Annotated in this window: 19 protein-coding genes; 8 read left to right on the forward strand and 11 right to left on the reverse strand. The window is 69.6% G+C overall.

From position 1 onward, the window contains the following. Positions 1–657: 657 nt before the first annotated feature. From AN478_RS09510 to AN478_RS09530, 5 genes are all read right to left on the reverse strand, one after another. Positions 658–3,765, reverse strand: coding sequence for an efflux RND transporter permease subunit (locus tag AN478_RS09510; RefSeq protein WP_054966391.1), 3,108 nt, complete (start codon positions 3,763–3,765; stop codon positions 658–660). After that, positions 3,762–5,675, reverse strand: a complete 1,914-nt coding sequence (locus AN478_RS09515; protein ID WP_054966392.1) for an efflux RND transporter periplasmic adaptor subunit — start codon at positions 5,673–5,675, stop codon at positions 3,762–3,764. The genes AN478_RS09510 and AN478_RS09515 overlap by 4 nt, the downstream gene beginning before the upstream one ends. A gap of 532 nt (positions 5,676–6,207) precedes the next feature. Then, positions 6,208–7,473 carry a TolC family protein gene (locus AN478_RS09520; RefSeq protein WP_176758732.1) on the reverse strand — a complete coding sequence of 422 codons (1,266 nt, stop codon included), beginning with the start codon at positions 7,471–7,473 and terminating at the stop codon, positions 6,208–6,210. A gap of 77 nt (positions 7,474–7,550) precedes the next feature. Continuing rightward, the gene (locus tag AN478_RS09525) at positions 7,551–7,934 is read right to left on the reverse strand and encodes a hypothetical protein (protein WP_054966394.1); all 384 of its coding nucleotides are present in this window, start codon (positions 7,932–7,934) and stop codon (positions 7,551–7,553) included. Positions 7,935–8,207: 273 nt separating this feature from the next. Beyond that, on the reverse strand, positions 8,208–8,645 hold the full coding sequence (locus AN478_RS09530; RefSeq protein WP_054966395.1) for an Rrf2 family transcriptional regulator: 438 nt from the start codon (positions 8,643–8,645) through the stop codon (positions 8,208–8,210). Positions 8,646–8,814: 169 nt separating this feature from the next. Here AN478_RS09530 and AN478_RS09535 point away from each other — a divergent pair, with 169 nt between their 5' ends. The 4 genes from AN478_RS09535 to AN478_RS09550 all read left to right on the forward strand — a co-directional run bounded on the left by AN478_RS09535 (position 8,815) and on the right by AN478_RS09550 (position 12,464). Next, positions 8,815–9,354 (forward strand): cupredoxin domain-containing protein, encoded by a 540-nt coding sequence (locus AN478_RS09535; RefSeq protein ID WP_054966396.1) that lies wholly within the window; start codon positions 8,815–8,817, stop codon positions 9,352–9,354. 3 nt (positions 9,355–9,357) lie between these two features. Then, positions 9,358–10,836 carry a cbb3-type cytochrome c oxidase subunit I gene (locus tag AN478_RS09540; protein ID WP_054966397.1) on the forward strand — a complete coding sequence of 493 codons (1,479 nt, stop codon included), beginning with the start codon at positions 9,358–9,360 and terminating at the stop codon, positions 10,834–10,836. Beyond that, entirely contained in the window at positions 10,820–11,416 is a 597-nt protein-coding gene (locus AN478_RS09545) for an SCO family protein (protein WP_054966398.1), read from the forward strand. The genes AN478_RS09540 and AN478_RS09545 overlap by 17 nt, the downstream gene beginning before the upstream one ends. 454 nt (positions 11,417–11,870) lie before the next feature. Further along, a complete protein-coding gene (locus tag AN478_RS09550) occupies positions 11,871–12,464 on the forward strand; it encodes a hypothetical protein (protein ID WP_054966399.1) in 594 nt (197 codons plus the stop codon). Between the two features lie 88 nt (positions 12,465–12,552). Here AN478_RS09550 and AN478_RS09555 read toward each other — a convergent pair whose 3' ends face one another. Then, entirely contained in the window at positions 12,553–13,056 is a 504-nt protein-coding gene (locus AN478_RS09555) for a porin family protein (protein WP_176758731.1), read from the reverse strand. A 166-nt stretch (positions 13,057–13,222) separates the two neighbouring features. Between AN478_RS09555 and AN478_RS09560 the strand changes: the two genes are divergently transcribed. After that, positions 13,223–14,725 (forward strand): FMN-binding glutamate synthase family protein, encoded by a 1,503-nt coding sequence (locus tag AN478_RS09560; RefSeq protein ID WP_054966401.1) that lies wholly within the window; start codon positions 13,223–13,225, stop codon positions 14,723–14,725. Positions 14,726–14,787: 62 nt separating this feature from the next. Beyond that, the gene (locus AN478_RS09565; RefSeq protein ID WP_231627379.1) at positions 14,788–15,297 is read left to right on the forward strand and encodes an REP-associated tyrosine transposase; all 510 of its coding nucleotides are present in this window, start codon (positions 14,788–14,790) and stop codon (positions 15,295–15,297) included. 138 nt (positions 15,298–15,435) lie between these two features. Here the strand turns inward: AN478_RS09565 and hisC are convergent, their stop codons facing one another. Next, a complete protein-coding gene (hisC, locus tag AN478_RS09570; protein WP_054966402.1) occupies positions 15,436–16,500 on the reverse strand; it encodes a histidinol-phosphate transaminase in 1,065 nt (354 codons plus the stop codon). Positions 16,501–16,571: 71 nt separating this feature from the next. Between hisC and AN478_RS09575 the strand changes: the two genes are divergently transcribed. Then, positions 16,572–16,850: a cupin domain-containing protein gene (locus AN478_RS09575; protein WP_054966403.1), complete on the forward strand. Its 279-nt coding sequence runs from the start codon at positions 16,572–16,574 to the stop codon at positions 16,848–16,850. A 211-nt stretch (positions 16,851–17,061) separates the two neighbouring features. On the opposite strand, the gene AN478_RS09580 is transcribed toward AN478_RS09575, so the two are convergent. After that, the gene (locus AN478_RS09580) at positions 17,062–17,424 is read right to left on the reverse strand and encodes a DUF3579 domain-containing protein (protein ID WP_082433012.1); all 363 of its coding nucleotides are present in this window, start codon (positions 17,422–17,424) and stop codon (positions 17,062–17,064) included. Between the two features lie 273 nt (positions 17,425–17,697). Here AN478_RS09580 and AN478_RS09585 point away from each other — a divergent pair, with 273 nt between their 5' ends. Continuing rightward, a complete protein-coding gene (locus AN478_RS09585) occupies positions 17,698–18,750 on the forward strand; it encodes an NADP(H)-dependent aldo-keto reductase (RefSeq protein ID WP_054966404.1) in 1,053 nt (350 codons plus the stop codon). Between the two features lie 252 nt (positions 18,751–19,002). Here the strand turns inward: AN478_RS09585 and AN478_RS09590 are convergent, their stop codons facing one another. From AN478_RS09590 to AN478_RS09600, 3 genes are read right to left on the reverse strand one after another with little or no spacing between them, the layout of a single operon-like run. Beyond that, the gene (locus AN478_RS09590) at positions 19,003–20,061 is read right to left on the reverse strand and encodes a hypothetical protein (RefSeq protein WP_054966405.1); all 1,059 of its coding nucleotides are present in this window, start codon (positions 20,059–20,061) and stop codon (positions 19,003–19,005) included. 1 nt (position 20,062) lies between these two features. Beyond that, complete coding sequence (locus AN478_RS09595) at positions 20,063–20,851, reverse strand: HAD-IA family hydrolase (protein ID WP_054966406.1); 789 nt, start codon at positions 20,849–20,851, stop codon at positions 20,063–20,065. Between the two features lie 13 nt (positions 20,852–20,864). Next, positions 20,865–21,851 carry a calcium/sodium antiporter gene (locus AN478_RS09600; protein WP_231627380.1) on the reverse strand — a complete coding sequence of 329 codons (987 nt, stop codon included), beginning with the start codon at positions 21,849–21,851 and terminating at the stop codon, positions 20,865–20,867. Between the last annotated feature and the right edge of the window lie 159 nt (positions 21,852–22,010).

Below are 22,010 nucleotides of genomic sequence, written 5' to 3' on the forward strand. Positions count from 1 at the left end.
CGGCCCGCCCGGACCAGTTCCACCATCTGCTCCCGGAATTCCGCGGAATACCGGGCTTGCGACTTGGCCATCGTGGACTCCTTTCAAGCCAAAGGGTCAGGTGTCCACGAAAGCGGGTCAACTCCAGTTTTGGGTTTTTCTTAATGGGTTGTCGTTTCCTGCTGGTTGGGCAGCCTAGATATCAATCCGTCCTCCTGCCTTAACGGGAGGATTTCTTCCCGCCTCCCCTTCCTAGGGGGCGGCCTTTTCCGCTTCCTGATCCTTCCGGAATTCGGAGGCGTTTTTTTCCAGGGGGGCCCAGGTAGGGAGCCCTATCCTGCCTTAACCGCTCCTGTTGCCCCTTATCCCGTTTGTAAAATTTGAGGGGTGAGATGGGCTCGCCATCCGGTAAAATTTCCAGGTGGCGGTACTCTCTGTTAATTTTTAAAAATTTGCGGTTTTTTATCAGAGGGCTAGGCTGATCAGTTCTTGGTAGCGGTTCTTAGAACCCACCTAACTGGTGCATTCCACTCTTAGGTCTACCTCAAGGCGCCCCCATATTTTAAAGACCCCACGCCTTTATAGCCTAAGGTTTAGATTAAGGCGACGACGTCCACCTATTATCATCTGAGGATAGGTGGCCTGGAGGTCTCGCCTCTCAAGTTTACCTTCCGATTCCTACTCTCTTCTCATATACCGCCCCTGCACCCACCGATAAACCACCGGAATCACGATCAACGTCAGGATGGTCGTGGTCACCATCCCGCCCACCATAGGCCCGGCGATGCGCTTCATGACCTGCGAGCCGGTGCCGTGGCCGATCATGATGGGCAGCAGGCCCAGGGTGGTGGCGAGCACGGTCATGGCGATGGGGCGGATGCGGCGCAGGGCGCCGTCCATGATGGCCTCGCGCAGGCCGCCTTCCTCCTCCAGCCGGCCCTCCTGGCGGTAGCGCTCCACGGCCAGGTTCAGGTAGACGAGCATCACCACGCCGATCTCCACGGCCACGCCGGCCAGGGCGATGAAGCCCACCCCGGCGGCGATGGAGAGGTCGTAACCGAGCAGGTAGAACAGCCAGAAGCCGCCCACTAACGCGAAGGGCACGGTGCCGAGGACCACGGCCACCTCGGTGAGGCGGCGGAAGTTCAGGTACAGCAGCAGGGCGATGATCACCAGGGTCAGCGGCACCAGGAGCTGCAGCTTGGCCATGGCCCGCTCCATGTACTCGTACTGCCCGGACCAGGTGAGCGAGTAGCCGGCGGGGATGTCCACCTGCTCCGCCACCGCCTGCTTGGCCCGCTCCACGTAGGTGCCCACGTCCACCCCGGCCAGGTCGATGTAGATGTAGCCGTTCAGGCGGGCGTTGTCGCTCTTGATCATGGGCGGGCCGTCCTCCACCCGGATGTCGGCCACCTGGGTGAGCGGCACCTGGGCGCCGGTGGGCGTGGCCACGCGCACCTGACGCAGCTCCTCCAGGCTGTCGCGGTACTCGCGCGGGTAGCGCAGGTTCACCGGGTAGCGCTCGCGGCCCTCCACGCTCTCGGTGACCTCCATGCCGCCCACGGCACTCTGCACCACCTCCTGCACGTCGGCGACGTTAAGGCCGTAGCGGGCGGCCAGCTCGCGGTCGGGCTCCACGATCACGTAACGACCGGAGGCGCTGCGCTCGGCGTAGGCGGAGGCGGTACCGGGCACCTCGGCCACCACCTCCTCGATCTCCCCGGCCAGCTCCTGGATGCCCTCCAGGTCGGGGCCGGCCACCTTGATGCCGACCGGGGTCTTGATCCCGGTGGCGAGCATGTCGATTCGCGTCTTGATGGGCATGGTCCAGGCGTCGGACAGGCCCGGGAAGTCGATGGCCTCGTCCAGCTCGCGCTTGAGCTTCTCCACCGTCATGCCCTCGCGCCACTCGGACCGGGGCTTGAGGGTGATGGTGGTCTCGATCATGGTCAGCGGCGCCGGGTCCGTGGCGGTGTCGGCGCGGCCCACCTTGCCGAAGGTGGTCTCCACCTCCGGGAAGGACTGGATGATCTTGTCGGTCTGCTGCAGGAGCTGGCGCGCCTTGCCGATGGAGATGCCGGGGTCGGTGGTGGGCATGTACAGCAGGTCGCCCTCCCACAGCGGCGGCATGAACTCCGAGCCCAGCTTGCTGTAGGGATAGTAGGTGGAGGCGAGCACCAACGCGGCCAGGGCCACGGTGGTCTTGGGCCAGCCCAGCGCGGAACCGAGCACCGGCCGGTAGAGGCCCGCCACGGCCCGGTTCACCGGATTGGCCGTCTCCTTCCGGATGCGGCCGCGGATGAAGTAGCCCATGAGCACCGGCACCAGGGTGATGGACAGCCCGGCGGCGAAGGCCATGGCGTAGGTCTTGGTGAACGCCAGCGGCGCGAACATGCGCCCTTCCTGCGCCTCCAGGGCGAACACCGGCACGAAGGACAGGGCGATGATGGCCAGGCTGAAGAACAGCGCCGGGCCCACCTCGGTGCTGGCGCGGCGCACCACCTCCCAGCGGTCGGCGTCCGGGTCGCGCTCCAGCTGCTTGTGGGCGTTCTCGATCATGACCATGGCGCCGTCCACCATGGTGCCGATGGCCAGGGCGATGCCGCCCAGGGACATGATGTTGGCGTTGATGCCCTGGTAGTACATCACCACGAAGCTGCCCAGGATCCCCAGCGGCAGGGCCACCACCGCCACCAGCGTGGAGCGCAGGTGGAACAGGAAGATCAGCGCCACCAGGGCGACGATGATCAGCTCCTCGATGAGCCGCTCCTGGAGGGTGTCCACGGCGTCGAGGATGAGCCCGGAGCGGTCGTAGGTGGTGACGATCTCCACGCCCTCGGGCAGCCCTTCCTTCAGCTGGTCCAGGCGGTCCTTCACCCGGTCGATGGTGGCCAAAGCGTTCTCGCCGTGGCGCATGACCACGATGCCGCCGGCCACCTCGCCGTTGCCGTTCAGCTCCGCCACGCCGCGGCGCAGCTCGGGGCCGTGGCGCACCTCGGCCACGTCGCGCACGTGGATGGGGGTGCCGTCCTCGTCCACGCCCAGGGGGATGGAGCGCAGGTCGTCCAGGCCGTCGATGTAGCCGGTGGCCCGCACCATGTACTCGGCCTCGGCCATCTCGATCACCGAGCCGCCGGCCTCCTGGTTGCCGCGCTGCAGGGCGCTCTTCACCTTGGAGAGCGGGATGTCCAGGGCGAGCAGCTTCTCGGGGTCGGCCACCACCTGGTACTGGCGCACCATGCCGCCCACGGCGGCCACCTCGGAGACCCCCTCCACGGTCTGCAGCTCGTACTCCAGGAACCAGTCCTGCAGGGAGCGCAGATCCGCCAGGGAGTGCTCGCCGCTGCGGTCCACCAGGGCGTACTGGTAGACCCAGCCCACGGAGGTGGCGTCGGGCCCCAGGGAGGGCTGGACCCCCTCGGGCAGCTCGGAGGCCGCCTCGTTTAGGTACTCCAGGACCCGCGAGCGGGCCCAGTACATGTCCGTGCCGTCCTCGAAGACGACGTTGATGAAGCTGTCGCCGAAGAAGGAATAGCCGCGCACCGCCTTGGTGTTCGGCACCGAGAGCATGGTGGTGGTGAGCGGATAGGTGACCTGGTCCTCCACCACCTGCGGCGCCTGGCCGGGGTACTCGGTCTTGATGATGACCTGCACGTCGGACAGGTCCGGAATGGCGTCCAGGGGCGTCCGCAGCATGGCGAAGATGCCCCAGCCCAGGAGCAGCAGCGCCCCGACGACCACCAGGAAGCGGTTGGCCAGGGACCATTCGATGACGCGGCGGATCATGAACGGACCCCCGCGCCGCCGTTAGCTGTAGGAGCCGCGGCCCCCGCCGCGACCTGCCCAAAACGGGCACCCGTTGGGGATAGGCCAACCGCTCCACCAATAGATTCAGGGTAGGAGCGGCCGTCCCGGCCGCGATGCCGTTCGGTGGATTTGGCCACGGGGGCATAAAACGCCCCGACCGTGGGGTAAGGGGCCGTTGTAGGAGCGACGGCCCCCGTCGCGATTGTCGTTGCATTTCGGCCGGTCGCGGCCGGGGCGGCCGCTCCTACGGGGGATGGTGTTGGGGTGTAAATCCCGGGCGGATTGGGAGGCACCATTCGGGTGGTCGCGACGGGGGCCGTCGCTCCTACCGGCTTCGTTTCCGGGGCCGAGGACATGTCCTCCATGGAATGACCCTCGTGGTCCATGCCCTCGTGGTCCATGGCATCGCCCTGCTGGCCGCCCTCCTCCATGGATTCGTGATCCATGTTTTCGTGATCCATGGACTCTCCGGATGCGCCCTCGTCCCCGTTCATGGAGTCATGGTCCATGTCCTCGCCGTCGCCGTTGCCGGAGCCGTTGTCCATGTCGCCGTGGTCCATGCCCTCCATGTCCTGCTGCTCGCCGTCCTCCATGCGCTCCATGCCGGCGCCCAGGTCGCTTTCCGAGTCGATCAGGAACTGGCCGGAAGTGACCACTTGCTCTCCGGCGGCCAGGCCCTTGCGGACCTCCACCCATTCGCCGGACTCCACGCCGGTCTGCACCTCCACGGGCCGGAAGCGGCCCTCGCCGAGGGCCGTGACCACCACCTCGCGCTTGCCGGTGCGGATCACCGTCTCGCTGGGCACCGCCACCACATCTTCCTTGGGGTCGGCGTGGATGATGGCGGTGGCGAACATCTCCGGCTTGAGGACGCCGTCGGGGTTGTCGAAGACCAGCCGGGCGTGGACGGTACGGGTCTGCGGGTCCATGTAGGGGTAGACGTACTCCACCTTCCCCTCCCACTGGCGCCCCGGGTAGAAGGGCAGCTCCAGGGTGACGGGGTCGCCCTTGGCCACCCACTCGCCCTGGTAGGCGTAGATGTCGGCCATGACCCAGACGCTGGACAGGTCGGCCACGGTGTAGAGGTTGTTCTCGGGGGTGACGCGCATGCCCTCGCGCACGCCGAGCTCGGTCACCACCCCGGCGTGGGGGGCGCGCAGCACCACCGTGGGCTGGATCTCGCCGCTGCGCTCCAGTTCGTCGATCTCCTGGCGCGAAACGCCGTAGAACAGCAGCCGCTCGCGGGCCTGGCGGACCATGCTCTCCGCCGGCGAGCCGTCGCCGCCGCCGAGGCGATCGCGCCGGCGCAGGGCGAGCAGGTACTCCTCCTGGGCGGTGACCAGCTCCGGGGAGTAGATCTCCAGGATGGGGTCGTCCACGGCCACCCGGTCGCCCTCGGCGTCCACGTGCAGCTTCTCCACCCAGCCCTCCACGCGGGTGTGGATGTGGCTCACCTTGCGCTCGTCGTAGCCCACCGTTCCCACGGTGCGCAGGGTCCGGGAGAGGGTGCGCCGCTCGGCCTCCGCCGTCTTCACGCCGAGGCTGTTCACCACCGCCGGGCTCACCTCCACGGTGCCGGGCTCGCCGGCGGCCTCGTCGGCGTAGACGGGCTCCAGGTCCATGCCCATGGGCGACTTGCCGGGCTCGTCGCGCTTGTAGGAGGGGTCCATGGGCGCGACCCAGTAGAGGATCTCGCGCTCCTCCTCGCCGTCGCCGTCGCCATCGCCGTTCTTGGCCGCCTGGTCTTCCGCGGCCTTGCCGTCTCCGGCAGGGGCGCCGGTCTCCAGGCCCAGCCAGGCGGGTTGGTAAACGCTCACGGCGAACAAAGCCCCCGCCCCCAGGGCCACGCCGAGTACCAGGAGCAGGGTGGATTTCAGGTTCGAGCTCATTGGGGGCTTCCTTGGGGAATCTGGTTGTCCGGAACGGGCAAATAGGCCACCGGGCTTGTGTAGGAGCGGCTATCAGCCGCGACCGGGTTGTCGGGCCGGGGGCCATCCAACCGAAAGGCGTCGCGGCCGATGACCGCTCCCACAGGGGGGCTGGCCGGGGATGCGGATTCCGGTTTGATTTGGGGCGGAATTGGGCCGGTCGCGACGGGGGCCGTCGCTCCTACAACGGCTGGATAGGCCCGTAGGAGCGACGGTCTCCGTCGCGACCACCGGCCGGGCCCCATCTGCCGAGAAAGACCTGTAGGAGCCCAGCTCTGCTGGGCGATGGCCCGATTCGGGAATCGCCCGCTAAAGCGGGCTCCCACGACGGCAAATGAGGCCCCTTTAGGAGCAGCGGTCTCCAGACCGCGACCGCAAAGGCCCGTTCGGGCATATCGCGAGCTGGAGCTCGCTGCTACACCTTCAATTGGGCCACTTGTAGGAGCGGCGGCCCCCGCCGCGACCGCCTTCCGGTTGATACGGCATTCGCCCATCACCGCTCCCCCTCCCCGTCGGCGGCCAGGTACAGCAGGTCCGCCTTGGCCTGCTCCACGTCCACGCGCAGGCGCCACTTGTCGAGCTGGTGCTCGAAGTCCTCGATGCGGGAGCGCACCAGGTCGAGGAAGCCCAGCCGTCCGGTGGTGTAGGCGGCCACGGAGGCCTCCACCGTCTGCGCGCTCTCCGGGATGATGGTGTCCTCGTAGAGCTCCACCCGGCGTTTGGAGGCCTCCAGGGCCGCCCGCTGGGAGCGCGCCGCGCTGCGCAGGTCGAGCAGCATGTTGCGGCGCTTGTGCTCCAGGGCGTCGCGCTCGGCCAGGGCCGCGGCCAGCTCGCGGTCCTGGCGGTCGGCGGTGAACAGCGGCAGGGACACGCGGAACCGGGCGGTGACGAAATCGGCCCACGCCTCCCCGTCCGAGGCGCTGCCGGGCCGGTGGCCGTAGGTAAGGTCCACCCCCATCTTCGGGAGGGCGGCCTTCCGGGCCAGATCGGCGCCCGTGCGCTGCCCCCGGATCCGGGCGTCCATGGCGCGGACCTTGGGGTGCTCCGGCAGGGTATCGCCCAGGGCATCGCGGGCGGGGGGATCGGGCAGCTCGGGCAGGGCCTCGGGGAGGCGGAAGCGGTACTCCCGCCCGGTCAGGAGCTTGGCGAGCCGGCTGTCGGCGGCCGCCCGCTGGCGCTCCAGGTCCGTCTGCTTGTCGAGGAGCTTGTCGCGCTCCAGCTGGGCCAGCAGCACCTCCTGCTGCAGGCCCTCGCCCACCCGGTACTGGGAGCGGGCGATGGACAGCAGCTCCTCGAACAGCTCCAGGTTCTCCGCCACCACCGCCAGGGCGCGGTCGAGGTAGAAGCGCTCCAGCCAGGCCTTGCGCACCCGGCGCACCAGCTCGGCACGGGTGTCGGCGCGCCGCCAGCGGTAGGCCTCCCCTTTCTGCCGTTCCTGGCGCTCGCGCAGACCCAGCGTCCCCGGCGGCGGGAAGTCCTGGTGGAGGCCCACCTGCACCTGGGTCATGGGCTCCTGGTCGAGGTCGAAGGTGTCCACCGGGACGTTGGAGAAGCCCGCCGACAGGCGGGGGTCGTCCAGCTCGCCCTCGGCCACGGCGCGCTCCTCGGCGGCGCGGATGCGCTCCCGGAGCTCGTCCAGGGAGGGGTGATTCTGGAGGCTGCGGGTCTCGGCCCGCTCCAGGGTCAGCACCGGACCCGGCGGCGCGGCGGCCGCCAGACCGGCGAACAAGCAGAGGATCAACGACGCGGGGATACGCACGGTACCGCTCCTGGTTGGCAGGACGTACACCACCGGTGCCCGGAACCGGGCGCCGGCGCATCACGGAGCGGTACGGATCAGATCAGGAAGCGCTCGAGGGCGAGATAGCGCGGGAGGGAATCGGCGACAACAGGCGGCGACGGGCCGGCGCGGGGCTCGGCGAGCCGGGCCGAGCCGATGCTCGGCGCCCCGGTGGGCGGCAGGGCCAGCAGCGGGGCCCCCGGGGCGTTGGGGTCGACGGCGGTGCGGGCGACCTCCAGGTCGCAGTGGAGGCAGGTGTCGCCGTGCTCCATCTCCCCGTCGTGGTCCATGGGCCCGCAGTGGGGGCAGGCCGCGGTTCCCCCCATGTCCATATCCATGGCCAGGCAGGGCATGCCGGCCACGAGCAGGACCAGCGCCCAGAAGGCGGCGGCCCAGCCTCGGGGGCGCGGGCGGCTATGGGGTGCGGTAGCGGCCACCATGGGTATCGGTCCGGTTACCCCAAGGGGAAATTCAACGGGTTGGACGGCGCGGCCCATTGTAGGCGCGCCGGCAATGAGCGCAATGGTCGCGGTTCCGGCGGGACCCCTTCGGCGGTCGCGGCGGGGCCGCCGCTCCTACCCCAGCGGGACAGGCCCGTAGGATCGGTTTCCAGGCGACGACGGCTTTTAGCCCTCCGCCGAGGTCGCGAGCTGGAGCTCGCTCCTACACCTACGGTTCGGCTCCCGTAGGAGCGGCCGTCCCGGCCGCGCCCCCTACTCCGCCGGCGCCGCGTCGAACAGGGCGTGGAGGATGTCTGCCTGCGGGACCACCAGGTCCGCGAGGGTGTAGCCGTCCAGCACGGCCATGAAGGCGTCCCGGGCCTCGCCCAGGGCCGTGCGCAGACGGCACGGGGCGATGATGGGGCACTCGGTGCCGACGCAGTCGATGATGTCGAGGTGCTCCTCCATGGTGCGCACCACCGAGCCCACCACGATCTGCTCCGGCGGCATGCCCAGGCGGATGCCCCCGCCTTTGCCGCGCACGGTCTGCAGGTAGCCTTCCCGGCCCAGCACGTTCACCACCTTCACCAGGTGGTTGCGGGAGATCTTATAGACCTCCGCCACCTCGGTGATGGTGGCCAGCCGGTTGTCGCGGGCGCCGAGGTACATGAGCACCCGCAGGGCGTAATCGGTATGTCGCGTCAGGCGCATGGCGTTTCCCTTCCAAACCCCGGCATTGTAATCCCTCCCCGGGCCCCCGGCTAGGCGGTACCCACAGGAATCCTGAGGACATTAGACACCTCGTTCATCAGGGGTTGCTTTTGAACCCGGTCGAATTTAAAGTTGCATTCCCATTGCAACTTTAACGGAGGACGCCCTCATGTACCAGGAGATCGCGTGGCAGGTATCCCTGCTCGGGGTCCTGCTCCTCGCCGCGGTTTTCCTCTTCGTGGTCATGCGCTCGGGGGATCCCACGGAATACGGGCCGGTCCAGAAGCGGTTCTACCGCTTCCGGGCCCTCTGGTTCTGGGGCCTCGTGGCCGTGGGCAGCTGGCTGTCGGTCGAGACCCTGGCCGGCCTGCCCTACGGCCCCACCCACGGCGAGGACGACGGTTCCGCCGCGGTCACCGTGGAGGTCACCGGGCAGCAGTGGTACTGGGACATGAGCCGCACGGAGCTCCCCGCCGGCCGCACGGTGCAGTTCAACGTCACCTCCGCGGACGTGAACCACGGCTTCGCCATCTACAACGCCGACGACGAGGTGGTGGCGCAGACCCAGGCCATGCCGGAGTACACCAACAAGCTGCGCCACACCTTCCGCGAGCCGGGAACCTACCGGGTGATGTGCCTGGAGTACTGCGGCCCCCCGCACCACAACATGACCGCCGAGATCCAGGTCACGGCCGAGAAGGAGGGATAGCCGATGAGTAATCCGTATCAGCCCGACACCGACCTCGGGCGCCCCGAACGCCAGGTGGTGCTGGCCTACATGGGCACAGCCGGGGTCCTGCTGCTCCTGATGATGGCCTTCGGCCTGGTCATGCGCCTGGCCCAGGGCGACCTAATAGGCGTGGCCCCCGACTGGTTCTACCGCATCCTCACCCTGCACGGCACCGGCATGGTGGGCCTGGCGGGCCTCGCCGGGGCGGGCATCATGTGGTACTTCCTGCGCCAGCACGTGCACCTGTCCCTGGGCATCGCCTGGACCAATCTGGCGCTGTTCCTGATCGGCGTGGTGCTGATCCTGGGCGGCATCCTGCTGGGCGGCTACGCCGGCGGCTGGACCTTCCTCTATCCGCTGCCCGCCAAGCCCATGGGCATGTGGTCCACCACCGGGACGGCCTCCTTCCTCACCGGCCTGCTCTTGATCGGCGTGGGCTTCCTGTTGCTGCACCTGGACACCGCGCGCGGCATCGTCCAGCGCTACGGCGGGCTCGGCAAGGGCCTGGGCTGGCCGCAGCTGTTCGGCCACAACGACGGCAACGCCCCGCCGGCGCCGGTGGTGGCCTCCACCATGGTGCTGATCGTCAACATCCTGGGGCTGGTGTCGGGCGCCGCCATCGTGGTGATGAGCCTGATCAACCTGTACTTCCCGGCCTTCGAGGTGGATCCGCTGCTGGCCAAGAACATGATCTACTTCTTCGGCCACGTGTTTATCAACGCCACCATCTACATGGGGGTGATCGCGGTCTACGCCCTGCTGCCGCGCTACACGGGCCGGCCCTGGAAGTCCAGCACCAAGGCCTTCCTCGGGGCCTGGACGGCCTCCACGGTCATGGTGATCATCGTCTACCCCCACCACATCCTCATGGACTTCGCCCAACCCCAGTGGATGCACGTCATGGGGCAGATCATCTCCTACACCAGCGGCCTGCCGGTGCTGGCGGTGACCGCCTACGGCGCCATCACCATCCTCTACCGCAGCGGCATCAAGTGGGACCTGGCCTCCGGGCTGCTGACCCTGTCCGCCTTCGGCTGGGCGGCGGGCACCATCCCCGCCATGGTGGACGCCACCATCGTGGTCAACGAGGTGATGCACAACACCCTGTGGGTGCCCGGGCACTTCCACTTCTACTTGCTGCTCGGCGTCATGGCCATGGCCCTGGGCTTCATGGTCTGGATGGCCCGCACCTACGGCAACGGCGGGGGAAGCGCACTGGACGCCCCGGCCTTCTGGCTGTACGCCCTCGGCGGCGTGGGCTTCGTGGGCATGTTCCTGATGGGCGGCCGCGAGGGCGCGCCGAGGCGCTTCGCGGAGTACCTGCCGGAGTGGGTGCCCTACGCCCAGTGGGGCGCGCTGTTCGCCGCGCTGGTGCTGGTCGCCACCACCGTTCTCGTGGGGCGCTTCTTCGGCCAGTTCCTGGCCGGGCGACGGGAGGCGCCGGATGCGGGCGTGGCTTAGCGCCCTTGGGGTGGCCGTCCTGGGGGCGGCCACCCTCTTCTGGGCAACCGACGGCTTCCGGGCCCTGACGGCCGAGACGGCCCGCCGGATCGCCGTGGCCGAGCAGCCGCGCGCGGTGCCGGACCTCCGCCTCCAACTGCAGTCGGGGGCGGAGGCCCGGCTCCGCGAGCTGCGCGGCAAGCTGGTGGTGGCCACCTTCATCTACACCCGCTGCACCCACGCCTGCCCCATGCTGGGCATGCGCATGAAGCGCATCCGCGCCGGCCTGCCCCAGGAGGCCGTGGGCGAGGAGGTGCGCTTTCTCAGCCTGAGCTTCGATCCGGACTACGACCGGCCGGAACGCCTGGCCGAATACGGCGGCCGCTACGGCGCCGAGCCGGAGCACTGGTGGGTGGCGCGGCCGCGCGGCGGCCTGGAGGAAGCGCTGGACGCCTTCGGCGTGGTGGTGCTGCCCGACGGCCAGGGCGACTTCATGCACAACGCCGCCTTTTACCTCATCGACCGCGAGGGCCGCCTGGCCGGGATCTATCCCGACGACGAGCCGGAGCAGGTGGTGGACGCGGTGGAGGAGCGGCTTTGAAGACCTACCAGCACCCCCGTAGGAGCGACGGCCCCCGTCGCGACCGCTTCAATTCCTTGACTAACCAGCAGCGGGGGGCGCTGCAAAGCGCCCACCACCGTCCAGCCCCCCACCCCGAACGAAGGTGTAGGAGCGAGCTCCAGCTCGCGACCGCTACCCAGTTGCGCCAGTTTAACCGGCAGCGGGCCTGCCGCAGGGCAGGCACCGCCACCCAGTTGCGCCAAACTTACAAGCGGCGGGGGCGCTGGAGAGCGCCCCCCTACCCGAACGGGCACGCCGGATGGATGCCCTGCGATCCCGTGGCTGGTTCATTTGGCGAAACCGGGTCGCGGCCTGGAGGCCGCTCCTACAGGGGCCCCGTTCAGGCCTCCCGTCCCTTGCCCGGGAGGTCCGATTCCGGCAGGCCGCGAAGGGGGCCGTCGCTCCTACAACCGGCTCATAGGGGAGGGGCGTCATGACGCGATCCACCCGCAACTGGCTGGCGGCGGGCATCGGCATGTGGGCGCTGCTCGCCCTGTCCCCCGTGCGCACCGGCCTGGAGGCCACCCTGGCCGGCCACATGGCCGCCCAGCTGCCGCTGCTGGTGGCGGCGGGCTGGTGGCTGGGCCGGGGGCTCGGGCCGGTGCGGGCGGACGAGCTGGCCGGGTTCAACCGGCACGGCGCCCCCGGCGTGCTGCTGGCTGCCTTCACCCTGGCCTTCTGGCTCCTGCCCCGCTCGCTGGACGCCGCCCTCCAGGAGCCCGCCTGGGAGGTCGCCAAATTTCTGGCCCTGCCCCTGCTGGCGGGGGTGCCTTTGGGCCGCAGCTGGCCCCGCCTGCCGGGCCTGGCCCGCGCTGCCCTCTGGGCCAACCTGATCCCCATGCTGGGGGTGATGGGCTGGCTCTACATCCAGTCGCCGGTACGGCTGTGCAACAGCTACCTGATCGATCAGCAGGATCTGCTGGGGTGGGTGCTGCTGGGGATCACGGGGATGCTGGCGCTGTACTGGGTGGGGTGGGCCTTCTTCGGCGGGCTGGGACGCGCGGTGGCCACGGACCGGGCCCGCTGAATCGACATCGCGGCCGAGACGGCCGCTCCTACAAGGACAAACGGGGCACCTGTAGGAGCGGCGTCCTCGCCGCGAGCCGTTTCCCACGCTAGAAGTGCACCAGCACGCCGCCGGTGAGCTGATCGAAGTCCGAATCGTAGCGGGTGTGCTCCAGGAAGGCGGAAAGCTGGCTGCTGATCCGATACTGGCCGCCCAGGCCCCAGCTCACCCACACATCCGAATCGCTGCCTCCCACCTCGGGATCGGCATCCACCCAGGCCAGCCCCAGCCGGGCCTTAAGGGACACTCGCCGGTTCGGCAGCGGCACCATGTAGGTGGCGTAGCCGCCCAGGGTGGTGAAGCTCGTATCGACGCCGTTGGCCCCCTCCGGGTCCATGAGTGAGGTGGTCAGCTCGCCCTCCACCCCGAAGCCCGGGGTCACCCCGTCCAGCTGGGCGCCTGCCTTGGCCGCGATGCCGAGGCCGTCGTCGTGGCCGGTGGCGGACTGGATGCCCACGCCACCGCCGAAGTAGACGGGGTTCTCCGCCCCCACCGCCGGGGCGGCGGCCGTCAGGCCGGCCACCATCGCTCCCAGGACCAGCTTGCGTTGCATGTCCATCCCCCCTGTTTGGGTGTATGTGATCGAGGGCGTACCCTCTTGACTGTTTCCGGTACGGCGGACACCGCACCGAGGCCGTCCATATCATGCCAGCCCCGTTGTCCGAAATCACCTGCCGCTGGCTGGCGACACCCGAACCCGGAGGGACCGCCCGACGACCATGCTCACCGGCTCGCAGAATCTGGCCCTGACCCTCCTCGGCTGGATGGCCACCGTGTTCATCGTGGTGGTGGGCGCGGCGGCCCTGGCCCTGGTGATCGTCTTCGTCCGCGACATCACCCAGAACCGCCACGCCATCCACCGCAACTTCCCCGTGATCGGGCACATGCGCTCCCTGCTGGAGCTCCTGGGGCGCTTCTTCCGCCGCTACCTGTACGCCATGGACCGCGAGGAGCTGCCCTTCAACCGCGCGGAGCGCAGCTGGGTCTACAGCGCCGCCCGCAACCGGCCCGGCACGGCCGCCTTCGGCTCCACCAAGGACATCCGCCGACCCGGCACCATCCAGTTCAACAACTGTCCCTTTCCCACCCTGGACACGGACTCCTGCGCCCCCTCCCCGGTCACCATCGGGCCCCATTGCGCCCGTCCCTACAACACCAGCGGGCTCTTCCACGTCTCCGCCCTCAGCTACGGCGCCCTGTCCCGACCCGCCATCCAGGCGCTGTCCCGCGGCGCGGAGCGGGCCGGTTGCTGGCTGAACACCGGCGAGGGCGGCCTGTCCCCCTACCACCTGGAGGGCGACTGCGACCTGGTCTTCCAGATCGGCACGGCCAAGTACGGCGTGCGGGGCCCCGAGGGCGGACTGGACGAGGGGCGGCTGCGGGAGGTGGCCGGGCACGAGCGGGTGCGCATGTTCGAGCTCAAGCTGGCCCAGGGCGCCAAGCCGGGCAAGGGGGGCATCCTGCCGGGGGTGAAGGTGACCCCGGAGATCGCCCGCATCCGCGGCATCCCGCCCTACCGGGACGCCATCAGCCCCAACCGCCACCCGGAGGTGGACAGCGTCCCCGAGCTGCTGGACATGATGGAGCGGGTCCGGGAGGTCACCGGCAAGCCCACCGGCTTCAAGATGGTCATGGGCGACCCGGACTGGCTCGATACCCTGGCCGCCGAGATCCACCGCCGCGGCCCGGAGGCCGCCCCGGACTTCATCACCCTCGACGGGGCCGAGGGCGGCTCGGGCGCGGCGCCCATGAGCCTCATGGACAACATGGGCATGGCACGCACCGAGGCGCTGCCGATCCTGGTGGAGAAGCTCGACGCGCACGGCCTGCGGCCGCGGGTGCGGGTGATCGCCTCCGGCAAGATGGTCACGGCGGAGGGCGTGGCCTGGGCCCTGGCCGTAGGCGCGGACTTCGTCGCCTCGGGGCGGGGCTTCATGTTCGCCCTGGGCTGCATCCAATCCCTGCGCTGCGACCAGGACACCTGCCCCACCGGCATCACCACCCACAACCCCCGCCTGCAGAAAGGCCTCGACCCGGCCGACAAGGGGGAACGGGTGCGCCACTACGTGGACCAGATGACCCACGAGGTGGGCACCATCGCCCACGCCTGCGGCGTCCACGACCCCCGCGAGCTAAAGCCCAAGCACGTGCGGCTGGTGACGGGACCGGGGCGGTCGGTGAATTGGGGGGAGCTTTTTGAGCGGAGGGGTGTGGGGGCGTAAAGCACTTGCCGTAAAACGAAGGTGTAGGAGCGGCCTCCAGGCCGCGACCAAAGGGGGGAGCCATGATGGCTACCACGGGGGCTGCTCGCGGCCAGCACCAACTACGCAAAGGCCGGGTATCCATCGGGGGACAGGCCTACATACTGACAACCGTAACCAACCAACGCCGGCCGGTTTTCCGCAACATCAAGGCCGCCCGGTTAGTGGTGAGCACTTTGCGCCACCAGCAAGACGCTGGAAGGGCGTATTCTCTGGCCTATGTGCTCATGCCGGACCACCTGCATTGGATGGTGATCCTAAAGGGCTCAACCAGCCTGGACGGACTAATGCGGTCGGTGAAATCCTACAGCGGAAGGCAAATCAAATCGCTGTTCTCCGAGGACGAGGCGCCCGTATGGCAAGCCGGGTTTCACGACCGGGCCCTGCGGCGGGACGAGGACCTCCTCCAAGCCGCCCGCTACATCGTGGCCAATCCGTTAAGGGCGGGATTGGCTGAAAGGGTGGGAGATTATCCCCATTGGGATGCCGTGTGGCTGGGAGAGGGTGACGGGCCGGACTGGATCCTTGGTTAACCGGGTCGCGAGCTGGAGCTCGCTCCTACACCTTCGCTCAACATTGGTGGGGTCCAGGCAGAGCTCTTCCCGAAAAGGGTCTCGCCCTTTAGCGAGGGTGTAGAAGCGGCCTCCCGGCCGCGACCTTCCGGCTAGCTCTCACCCGCCGGAAATGCCATCCAACACCCCCAACAACGCCTCATTCTCCTCCGGCGTGCCGATGCTGATGCGCAGGCCGTCGGCGAGCTCCTCGTCCGGGAAGTAGCGGATCAGGATGCCCCGCTCCTTGAGGGCCTCGTACCAGGGGCGGGCGTCGCCGTGGGGGACGCGGGCGAAGAGGAAGTTGGCCTGGCTCTCCGCCACGCGGAAGCCGCGCTCGCGCAGGGCCTGGGTCATCCGGGCGCGCTCGGCCACCACCGCGTCCAGGTTGGGCCGGTAGGCGTCGAGGTTGTCCAGGGCGGCCGCGGCGCCGGCCTGGGCCAGGGCGTCCACGTTGTAGGAGTCGCGCACCTTGTGCAGCTCGGCAGCCACCTCGGGATGGGCGAAGCCCAGGCCCAGGCGCAGGCCGGCCAGGGAGAAGCCCTTGGAGAAGCTGCGCGTGACGATCAGGTTGGGGTGCTCGGCGAGCAGTGCGAGGCCGTTGTCGCTCGCGAAGTCGGCGTAGGCCTCGTCCAGGACCACGGGGGCGTCCACCGCCCGGCACAGCGCCGCCACCTGCTCCAGTCCGCAGGCGAAGCCGAAGGGGGCGTTGGGGCGGGTGATGAACACCAGGGCCGGATCCGCGTCGGCGATGGCGCGAACCAGCAGGGAGCCGCCCACGCCCCAGGGCACCTCGCGGTAGGCGCCGCCCTGGATGTTGGTGAGCGTCTCGTAGAGGGAGTAGGTGGGCGCGGGGGCCACCACGTTCTCCCCGGGCCCCACGAAGGTGCGCAGCAGCATGGTGAGCAGGTCGTCGGAGCCGTTGCCCACCACCACCTGGTCGGGGTCGAGGCCGTAGGCGCGCGCCGCCGCCTCGCGCACGGGCCGGGCGTCGGGGACCGGATAGCGCCGCAGGGCCTCGCCGGCCGCCGCCTCGCGGAGGGCGTCCAGCACCACCGCCGGGGCGGGATAGGGGTTCTCGTTGGTGTTGAGCTTGATGACGCGCTGGCCCGGGGCGGGCTGCTCGCCCGGCTGGTAGCCGGCCATGGCCCGGATCCCGGGGCGCACCCAGTCGGAAATTGACATGCCTTGCCTGCCCTACCCTACACTGACGCGCATTTGCCGAACCCCACCCCACCACCGAGCGAGGAGAGGCCATGAGCCGCATCGAAGTCCGCCAGCCCAGCGAGGAGGAGCTCCGCGACCTCGGGGTCTTCGACTGGCCGATCTGGGAAAAGGGGGAATCCCGCTTCCCCTGGACCTACGACGAGCAGGAGGTCTGCTACCTCCTCCAGGGCCGGGTCACCGTAGAGCCCGAGGAAGGGGAGCCGGTAACCTTCGCCGCGGGCGACCTGGTGACCTTCCCGCAGGGGATGAACTGCACCTGGGACATCCACGAGGCGGTGCGCAAGCACTACCAGCTCGGCGAGGAGTGAGGCCCTGGACGGTGGGGAGCGCTCTGCAGCGGTCGCGCCGGGGCCCCGCTCCTACGAGCCTATCCCGCGCCGGTAGGAGCGACGGCCCCCGTCGCGACCACTTCAACTTCCTGACCTAACGAGCAGGGAGGCGCTGCAGAGCGCCTACGTCTTGCAACCGGTCGGGCAGGTCGCGAGCTGGAGCTCGCTCCTACACCTTCGATCCGGCCGCCTAGCTCGGCTCCTCGGCCTCCAACTCCTCCACCAGCTCCTGAAGCTCCGAGACGCCGCAGGTCCGCGGAATTCGGAGGCGGTTGGCGCGAGCGAAGCTCACCAGCTGCTGGAAGAGCTCGGGGCGTTCCTCGCGCAGGGCGGGGTCCACCAGCAGCCCCTTCACCCCCTTGTAGACGGTGGGCTTGATGTACGGGGAATAGTGGAGGCGGTTATCGTCGCCAAAGGTGGCGGCGTTACCGGCGAAGCGCTCGACCCAGTCGCTGGGACGGAACTTGCCCCCGCTCTGGGTGACGCCCTCGACAATGATCATGCAAGGGTCGTCCTGGATCCTGGCTACGTCGTTGCCCTCATGCTCGGTCATGGCCGGTGCGTATCCTGTTCGGTCGGCGATTCCGGGAAGCCGTCCTCGCCTCGAAGGGGCGATCGATTTTTCGGAGGGGGGCCGGGCCAGTGGCCTCGGAGATGATCCCACAAAACGGCCGCCGCGTTCAATTGCCGGCCCCGCCCCGGGGGAACCGGGACGGCCGGCTTGTACCGCGGGCGGCCGTTGGGCAATACTGCCCCGCCTTCGGGCCGGCGGATGGACGCCGCCTCGGCGTTTGGTGCGAACCGAATCAACCTAACGGAGCCCGCGATGCGCTATAACCCGCTTGGCAACAGTGGTCTGCAGGTGTCGGAGATCTGCCTGGGCACCATGACCTTCGGTGACCAGAACTCCCGCGAGGACGCCCATGCCCAGATCGACCGGGCGCTGGAGCGGGGCATCAACTTCATCGACACCGCCGAGCTGTACCCGGTTCCGCCCAAGGCGGAAACCCACAGCCGCACGGAGTCCTACATCGGCGACTGGATCGCCAAGAACCCCGGCAAGCGCGGGGACATCGTGCTCGCCACCAAGGTGGTGGGCCGCTCGCAGATGCTGCCGTGGATCCGGGGCGGCGACGAGCTGCCGGTGGTGGACCGCAGCAACATCGAGCGGGCCATCGAGGGCAGCCTGAAGCGTCTGCAGACCGACTACGTGGACCTCTACCAGATCCACTGGCCGGACCGGAACGTGCCCAAGTTCGGCGAGGCGCGGTTCGATCCGCAGCGCGAGTGGGAGGCCCACCCGGTCCGCGAGCAGCTCGAAGTGCTGAAGGAGCTGGTGGACGCCGGCAAGGTCCGCTACATCGGCCTGTCCAACGAGACGCCCTGGGGCGTTATGCAGTTCACCCGCATGGCGGAGGAGCACGGCCTGCCGCACGTAGTGTCCGTGCAGAACGCCTACAACCTCATCAACCGCGCCTTCGAGAACGGCCTGGACGAGGTGAGCTACCGCGAGAACGTGGGCCTGCTCGCCTATTCGGTGCTGGCCTTCGGCCACCTCACCGGCAAGTACCTGGACGGCGGCCAGCCCGAGGGCGCCCGCCTCACCCTCTATCCAGACTTCGGCAACCGCTACGCCAAGCCCGGGGTGGAGCCGGCCTGCCGCGAGTACGTGAACCTGGCCCGGGAGGCGGGCCTGGACCCGGCCCAGATGGCCCTGGCCTTCGTCCGCCAGCAGCCCTTCACCACCAGCACCATCATAGGCGCCACCACCATGGAGCAGCTCGACGCCGACATCGACAGCGCCGAGGTGACCCTGGGCGACGACCTGCTCGCCGCCATCGACGACATCCACCGGCGGTATACGAACCCGGCGCTGTAGGGGGGATCCGCGGAACCCGGCAGAAAAGGCACGGAGTGCGCCTCCGTGCCTTTTTTTGGCCTACGCCTCGAAGGCCCCACCTCTCGGCCCCTGGATGGTTGTCGCGACGAGGGACCGTCGCTCCTACGGGCCTGTCCGGCGTCGGTAGGAGCGACGGTCCCCCGTCGCGATCGCTATCCAGTTTCGCCAATTCAAAGCGCAGCGAGGGCGCTGTAGAGCGCACACCAGACTAATCGGCGCCTGGCCTTTCCCTCAATCCGAGCGCGGGTACAGCGGGAAGTTCGGCGAGGGCGGGTTGAGGACCCGGTGCAGGCGTCGCCGGGGCAGGCCCGGCCGCGGACGGGCCCGGCCCACGCGGGCCACCAGCTGGGGGTGGTCCCGGCCAAGGAGCTCCGCGGTGCGCCGCCGGGCCTCGGGATCGGCGGTGAGCGCCGCCTCTGGCCCCAGGGCCACGCCGGCGTGGGCCAGCTCCAGCCCCAGGCGCTGGTAGGCCCGCCCTGTGGCGAGCCAGTACCCGGCGCCGTCCCCCTCCGTGGAGAGCGCCAGCAGGGCCGGGGCCTTGCGCAGGCGCCGGGCCGCCTTGCGCCCGGGTCCCATGAGGCCGGGGACGCGCAGCATGGCCTGCCGGGCCCCCGCGGCCACCCAGCCCGGCAGCCGCCGGCGGTTGGTGAGGGCCATGCCGTCCCGCTCCTGCTCCAGCGCGGCGGCGTCCTTGCGCAGCCACCGCCACAACTCGCGGCGGAAGGCCCGCCGCCGCCAGCGCCGGGTCACCGCCTCCACAGCGATGGCGATCAGCGGCTCGCGCTCCGCCTCCGCCACCCAGTCCAGGTGGACCCCCTCCAGGTCCAGGCCTTCCGCCGCCTGGCGCATGGCCTCGTCCGCGGGGCCGTGCAGGGGACCGTGGGCGGTACGCCGCACCGCCTGGAGCCCCACCCGCGGGTCCGGCTCGGGCAGGGGCCCCGGCTCCGGCAGGTGGATGCGGGCCACCGTCGCCCCCTCCTCCCCCTCGGGGAATTCCTCCAGCTCGGGCGCGAACCCCAGGTCGGCGGCGGCGATCAGGAAGTTCTCCAGGGCCGCGCCCAGAGCCAGGAAGAGGAGCCGCCCATCGGGATCGGCCTCCTGAAGGCGGCGCTGCTCGTCCCGCTGCAGGTCCACCACCGCCGGGTCCTTGCTGCGGAAGCGCCACGGCTGGGTGTTGTAGGGCGAGGGCGCCATGGCCGCCCGCCCCACCAGATAGTCCAGGCGTCGCTTGGGGTCCGCGTCGTGCAGGAGTTGCCGCGGATCGGGAGGCAGGTCGCCCGGCTCCGCCACCTCAGGCCTCCGCTTCGCGATCGGCCACCCGGCTGGCGAACAGCTCCCGCAGATAGGCCAGGTCCACGGCGCCGTGCTCCGGAAGCGGGGCGCCGCCGGCCAGCCGCCGGGCGGGATCGCTGTCGGGCTCGCCGAGCCGGTCGAAGACCGCCAGGGCTCCGGGGAACTCCCGCTCGCGGGTGTACTCGCTGGTGGTCACGATCACCGGCAGGTCCGTGGCCACCGCCGCCTCCACCCCCGGCGGCGAGTCCTCCACCGCGAGGCACTGCTCCGCCGGCAGGCCCAGGTCCGCCACGGCCTTGTGGTAGGCGTCCGGGGAGGGCTTTTTCTCCGCCACCTCGTCACCGGCCACGATCACCTCGAACCAGTCCGCGGCCTCGGGAGCCAGGGTGTGAGCCAGCAGCTCCATGAGCGGGGCGCGGGTGGTGGTGGTGGCGATGGCCAGGCGGACCCCCGCCTCACGGGCCTCGCCCAGCAGGCGCAGGATGCCGCTGCGCGGCGGCACCAGGCCGTCCCGGATGCGCTCGGTGTAGATCTCCGCCTTTCGCTCGTGCAGGCCCTTGACCCATTCCCAATCGGGGTCGGGCTCGCCCTTGTATTGGGTCCAGTAGTGGCGGATGCGCTCCTTGCCGCCGGGCACCGCCAGCAGCTCGCCGTACAGCTCGGCGTCCCAGCGGTCCTCCAGGCCGGCCTCCTCGAAGGCCTGGTTGAAGCCCACGCGGTGGGCGTCGCGCTCGGTCTCCGCGAGCGTCCCGTCCACGTCGAATATCAGCGCCTTCAGATCGCCCATGCAACGCTCCTATCTATGCACCACCCCCGCCGAGGGAGGATTGGATCACCCAGAAAACGTAGCCCACGTAGGCCACCATCAGCACGCCGCCCTCCAGGCGGTTGATGCGGTAGCTGCCGCGCGGGCCGTTGATGAACAGGGGGCCCAGGATCAGGGTCAGGCCGATGAGCACCGGCAGGTCGCGCCACACGGCCTCCGGGCCCGTCGGCATGCCGCCGATCATGGCGGGCACCCCCAGCACCAGGAGGATGTTGAGCAGGCAGGAGCCCACCACGTTGCCCACCACCAGGTCGTCCTCCTTCTTGGCCACGGCGGCGAGGCTGGCGGCCAGCTCGGGCAGGCTGGTGCCGAAGGCCACCAGGGTCAGACCGATCACCAGATCGGAGATCCCCACCGCCTGGGCCATCTCCGCGGCCCCGAACACCAGCCCCCGGCTGCCCAGTACCAGCCCGGCCAGCCCCACCAGCAGCCAGAGCACCGCCTTGCCCACCGGCAGGGCCTCCGGCACGTCCTCGGTGACCTCGGCGAGGAAGGGGTCGTCCTTGGCGCGGCGGGCGTCCCGGAAGGTCCAGTAGGCGTACCCCACCAGACCGATGGTGAGCAGCACACCCTCCAGGGGCTGCAGCCCCTCGTCCATGATCATGGCGCCGAGCAGGATGGTGACCCCCAGCAGCAGGGGATACTCCCGGCGCAGCACCTGGGAGTGCACCGTGAGCGGCAGCAGCAGCGCCGAGACCCCCAGCACCAGGCCGATGTTGGCGATGTTGCTCCCCACCACGTTGCCGAAGGCCATGGCGGGGGCCCCGGTGAGCTGGGCGGTGAAGTTCACCAGCAGCTCCGGCGCGCTGGTACCCAGCGACACCACGGTCAGGCCGATGACCAGGGTGGAGACGCCCAGGCTCCGGGCCAGGCCGGCGGCACCGTGCACGAAGCGCTCGGCCCCCCAGACCAGGAGCAGGAGGCCCACCAGGGCGATGGTCAGGTTCAGGAGCATGGGCATCCGTTTCTCCCCTTCTGTGGCGTCGGTCGGTACGGCCCCGCGTCCCGTGCGGCGCCCGCAGGCCTCCGGGCGCAGCCGGGGCTCCGGCCTTCCGGGCGCCGGGCCCTCGGCTACGGATCCCCTTCCCTAGTACCATGGCGGACCGTCACCGGGGGAGGA

The organism is Thiohalorhabdus denitrificans (assembly GCF_001399755.1).
GTDB classification, from domain to species: domain Bacteria; phylum Pseudomonadota; class Gammaproteobacteria; order Thiohalorhabdales; family Thiohalorhabdaceae; genus Thiohalorhabdus; species Thiohalorhabdus denitrificans.

Coding starts and splice junctions, on each gene's coding strand:
- AN478_RS09510 (WP_054966391.1), bottom strand. CDS start 3,765: ATGATCCGCCGCGTCATCGAATGGTCCCTGGCCAACCGCTTCCTGGTG.
- AN478_RS09515 (WP_054966392.1), bottom strand. CDS start 5,675: ATGAGCTCGAACCTGAAATCCACCCTGCTCCTGGTACTCGGCGTGGCC.
- AN478_RS09525 (WP_054966394.1), bottom strand. CDS start 7,934: ATGGTGGCCGCTACCGCACCCCATAGCCGCCCGCGCCCCCGAGGCTGG.
- AN478_RS09530 (WP_054966395.1), bottom strand. CDS start 8,645: ATGCGCCTGACGCGACATACCGATTACGCCCTGCGGGTGCTCATGTAC.
- AN478_RS09535 (WP_054966396.1), top strand. CDS start 8,815: ATGTACCAGGAGATCGCGTGGCAGGTATCCCTGCTCGGGGTCCTGCTC.
- AN478_RS09540 (WP_054966397.1), top strand. CDS start 9,358: ATGAGTAATCCGTATCAGCCCGACACCGACCTCGGGCGCCCCGAACGC.
- AN478_RS09545 (WP_054966398.1), top strand. CDS start 10,820: ATGCGGGCGTGGCTTAGCGCCCTTGGGGTGGCCGTCCTGGGGGCGGCC.
- AN478_RS09550 (WP_054966399.1), top strand. CDS start 11,871: ATGACGCGATCCACCCGCAACTGGCTGGCGGCGGGCATCGGCATGTGG.
- AN478_RS09555 (WP_176758731.1), bottom strand. CDS start 13,056: ATGCAACGCAAGCTGGTCCTGGGAGCGATGGTGGCCGGCCTGACGGCC.
- AN478_RS09560 (WP_054966401.1), top strand. CDS start 13,223: ATGCTCACCGGCTCGCAGAATCTGGCCCTGACCCTCCTCGGCTGGATG.
- AN478_RS09565 (WP_231627379.1), top strand. CDS start 14,788: ATGATGGCTACCACGGGGGCTGCTCGCGGCCAGCACCAACTACGCAAA.
- hisC (WP_054966402.1), bottom strand. CDS start 16,500: ATGTCAATTTCCGACTGGGTGCGCCCCGGGATCCGGGCCATGGCCGGC.
- AN478_RS09575 (WP_054966403.1), top strand. CDS start 16,572: ATGAGCCGCATCGAAGTCCGCCAGCCCAGCGAGGAGGAGCTCCGCGAC.
- AN478_RS09580 (WP_082433012.1), bottom strand. CDS start 17,424: ATGACCGAGCATGAGGGCAACGACGTAGCCAGGATCCAGGACGACCCT.
- AN478_RS09585 (WP_054966404.1), top strand. CDS start 17,698: ATGCGCTATAACCCGCTTGGCAACAGTGGTCTGCAGGTGTCGGAGATC.
- AN478_RS09595 (WP_054966406.1), bottom strand. CDS start 20,851: ATGGGCGATCTGAAGGCGCTGATATTCGACGTGGACGGGACGCTCGCG.
- AN478_RS09600 (WP_231627380.1), bottom strand. CDS start 21,851: ATGCCCATGCTCCTGAACCTGACCATCGCCCTGGTGGGCCTCCTGCTC.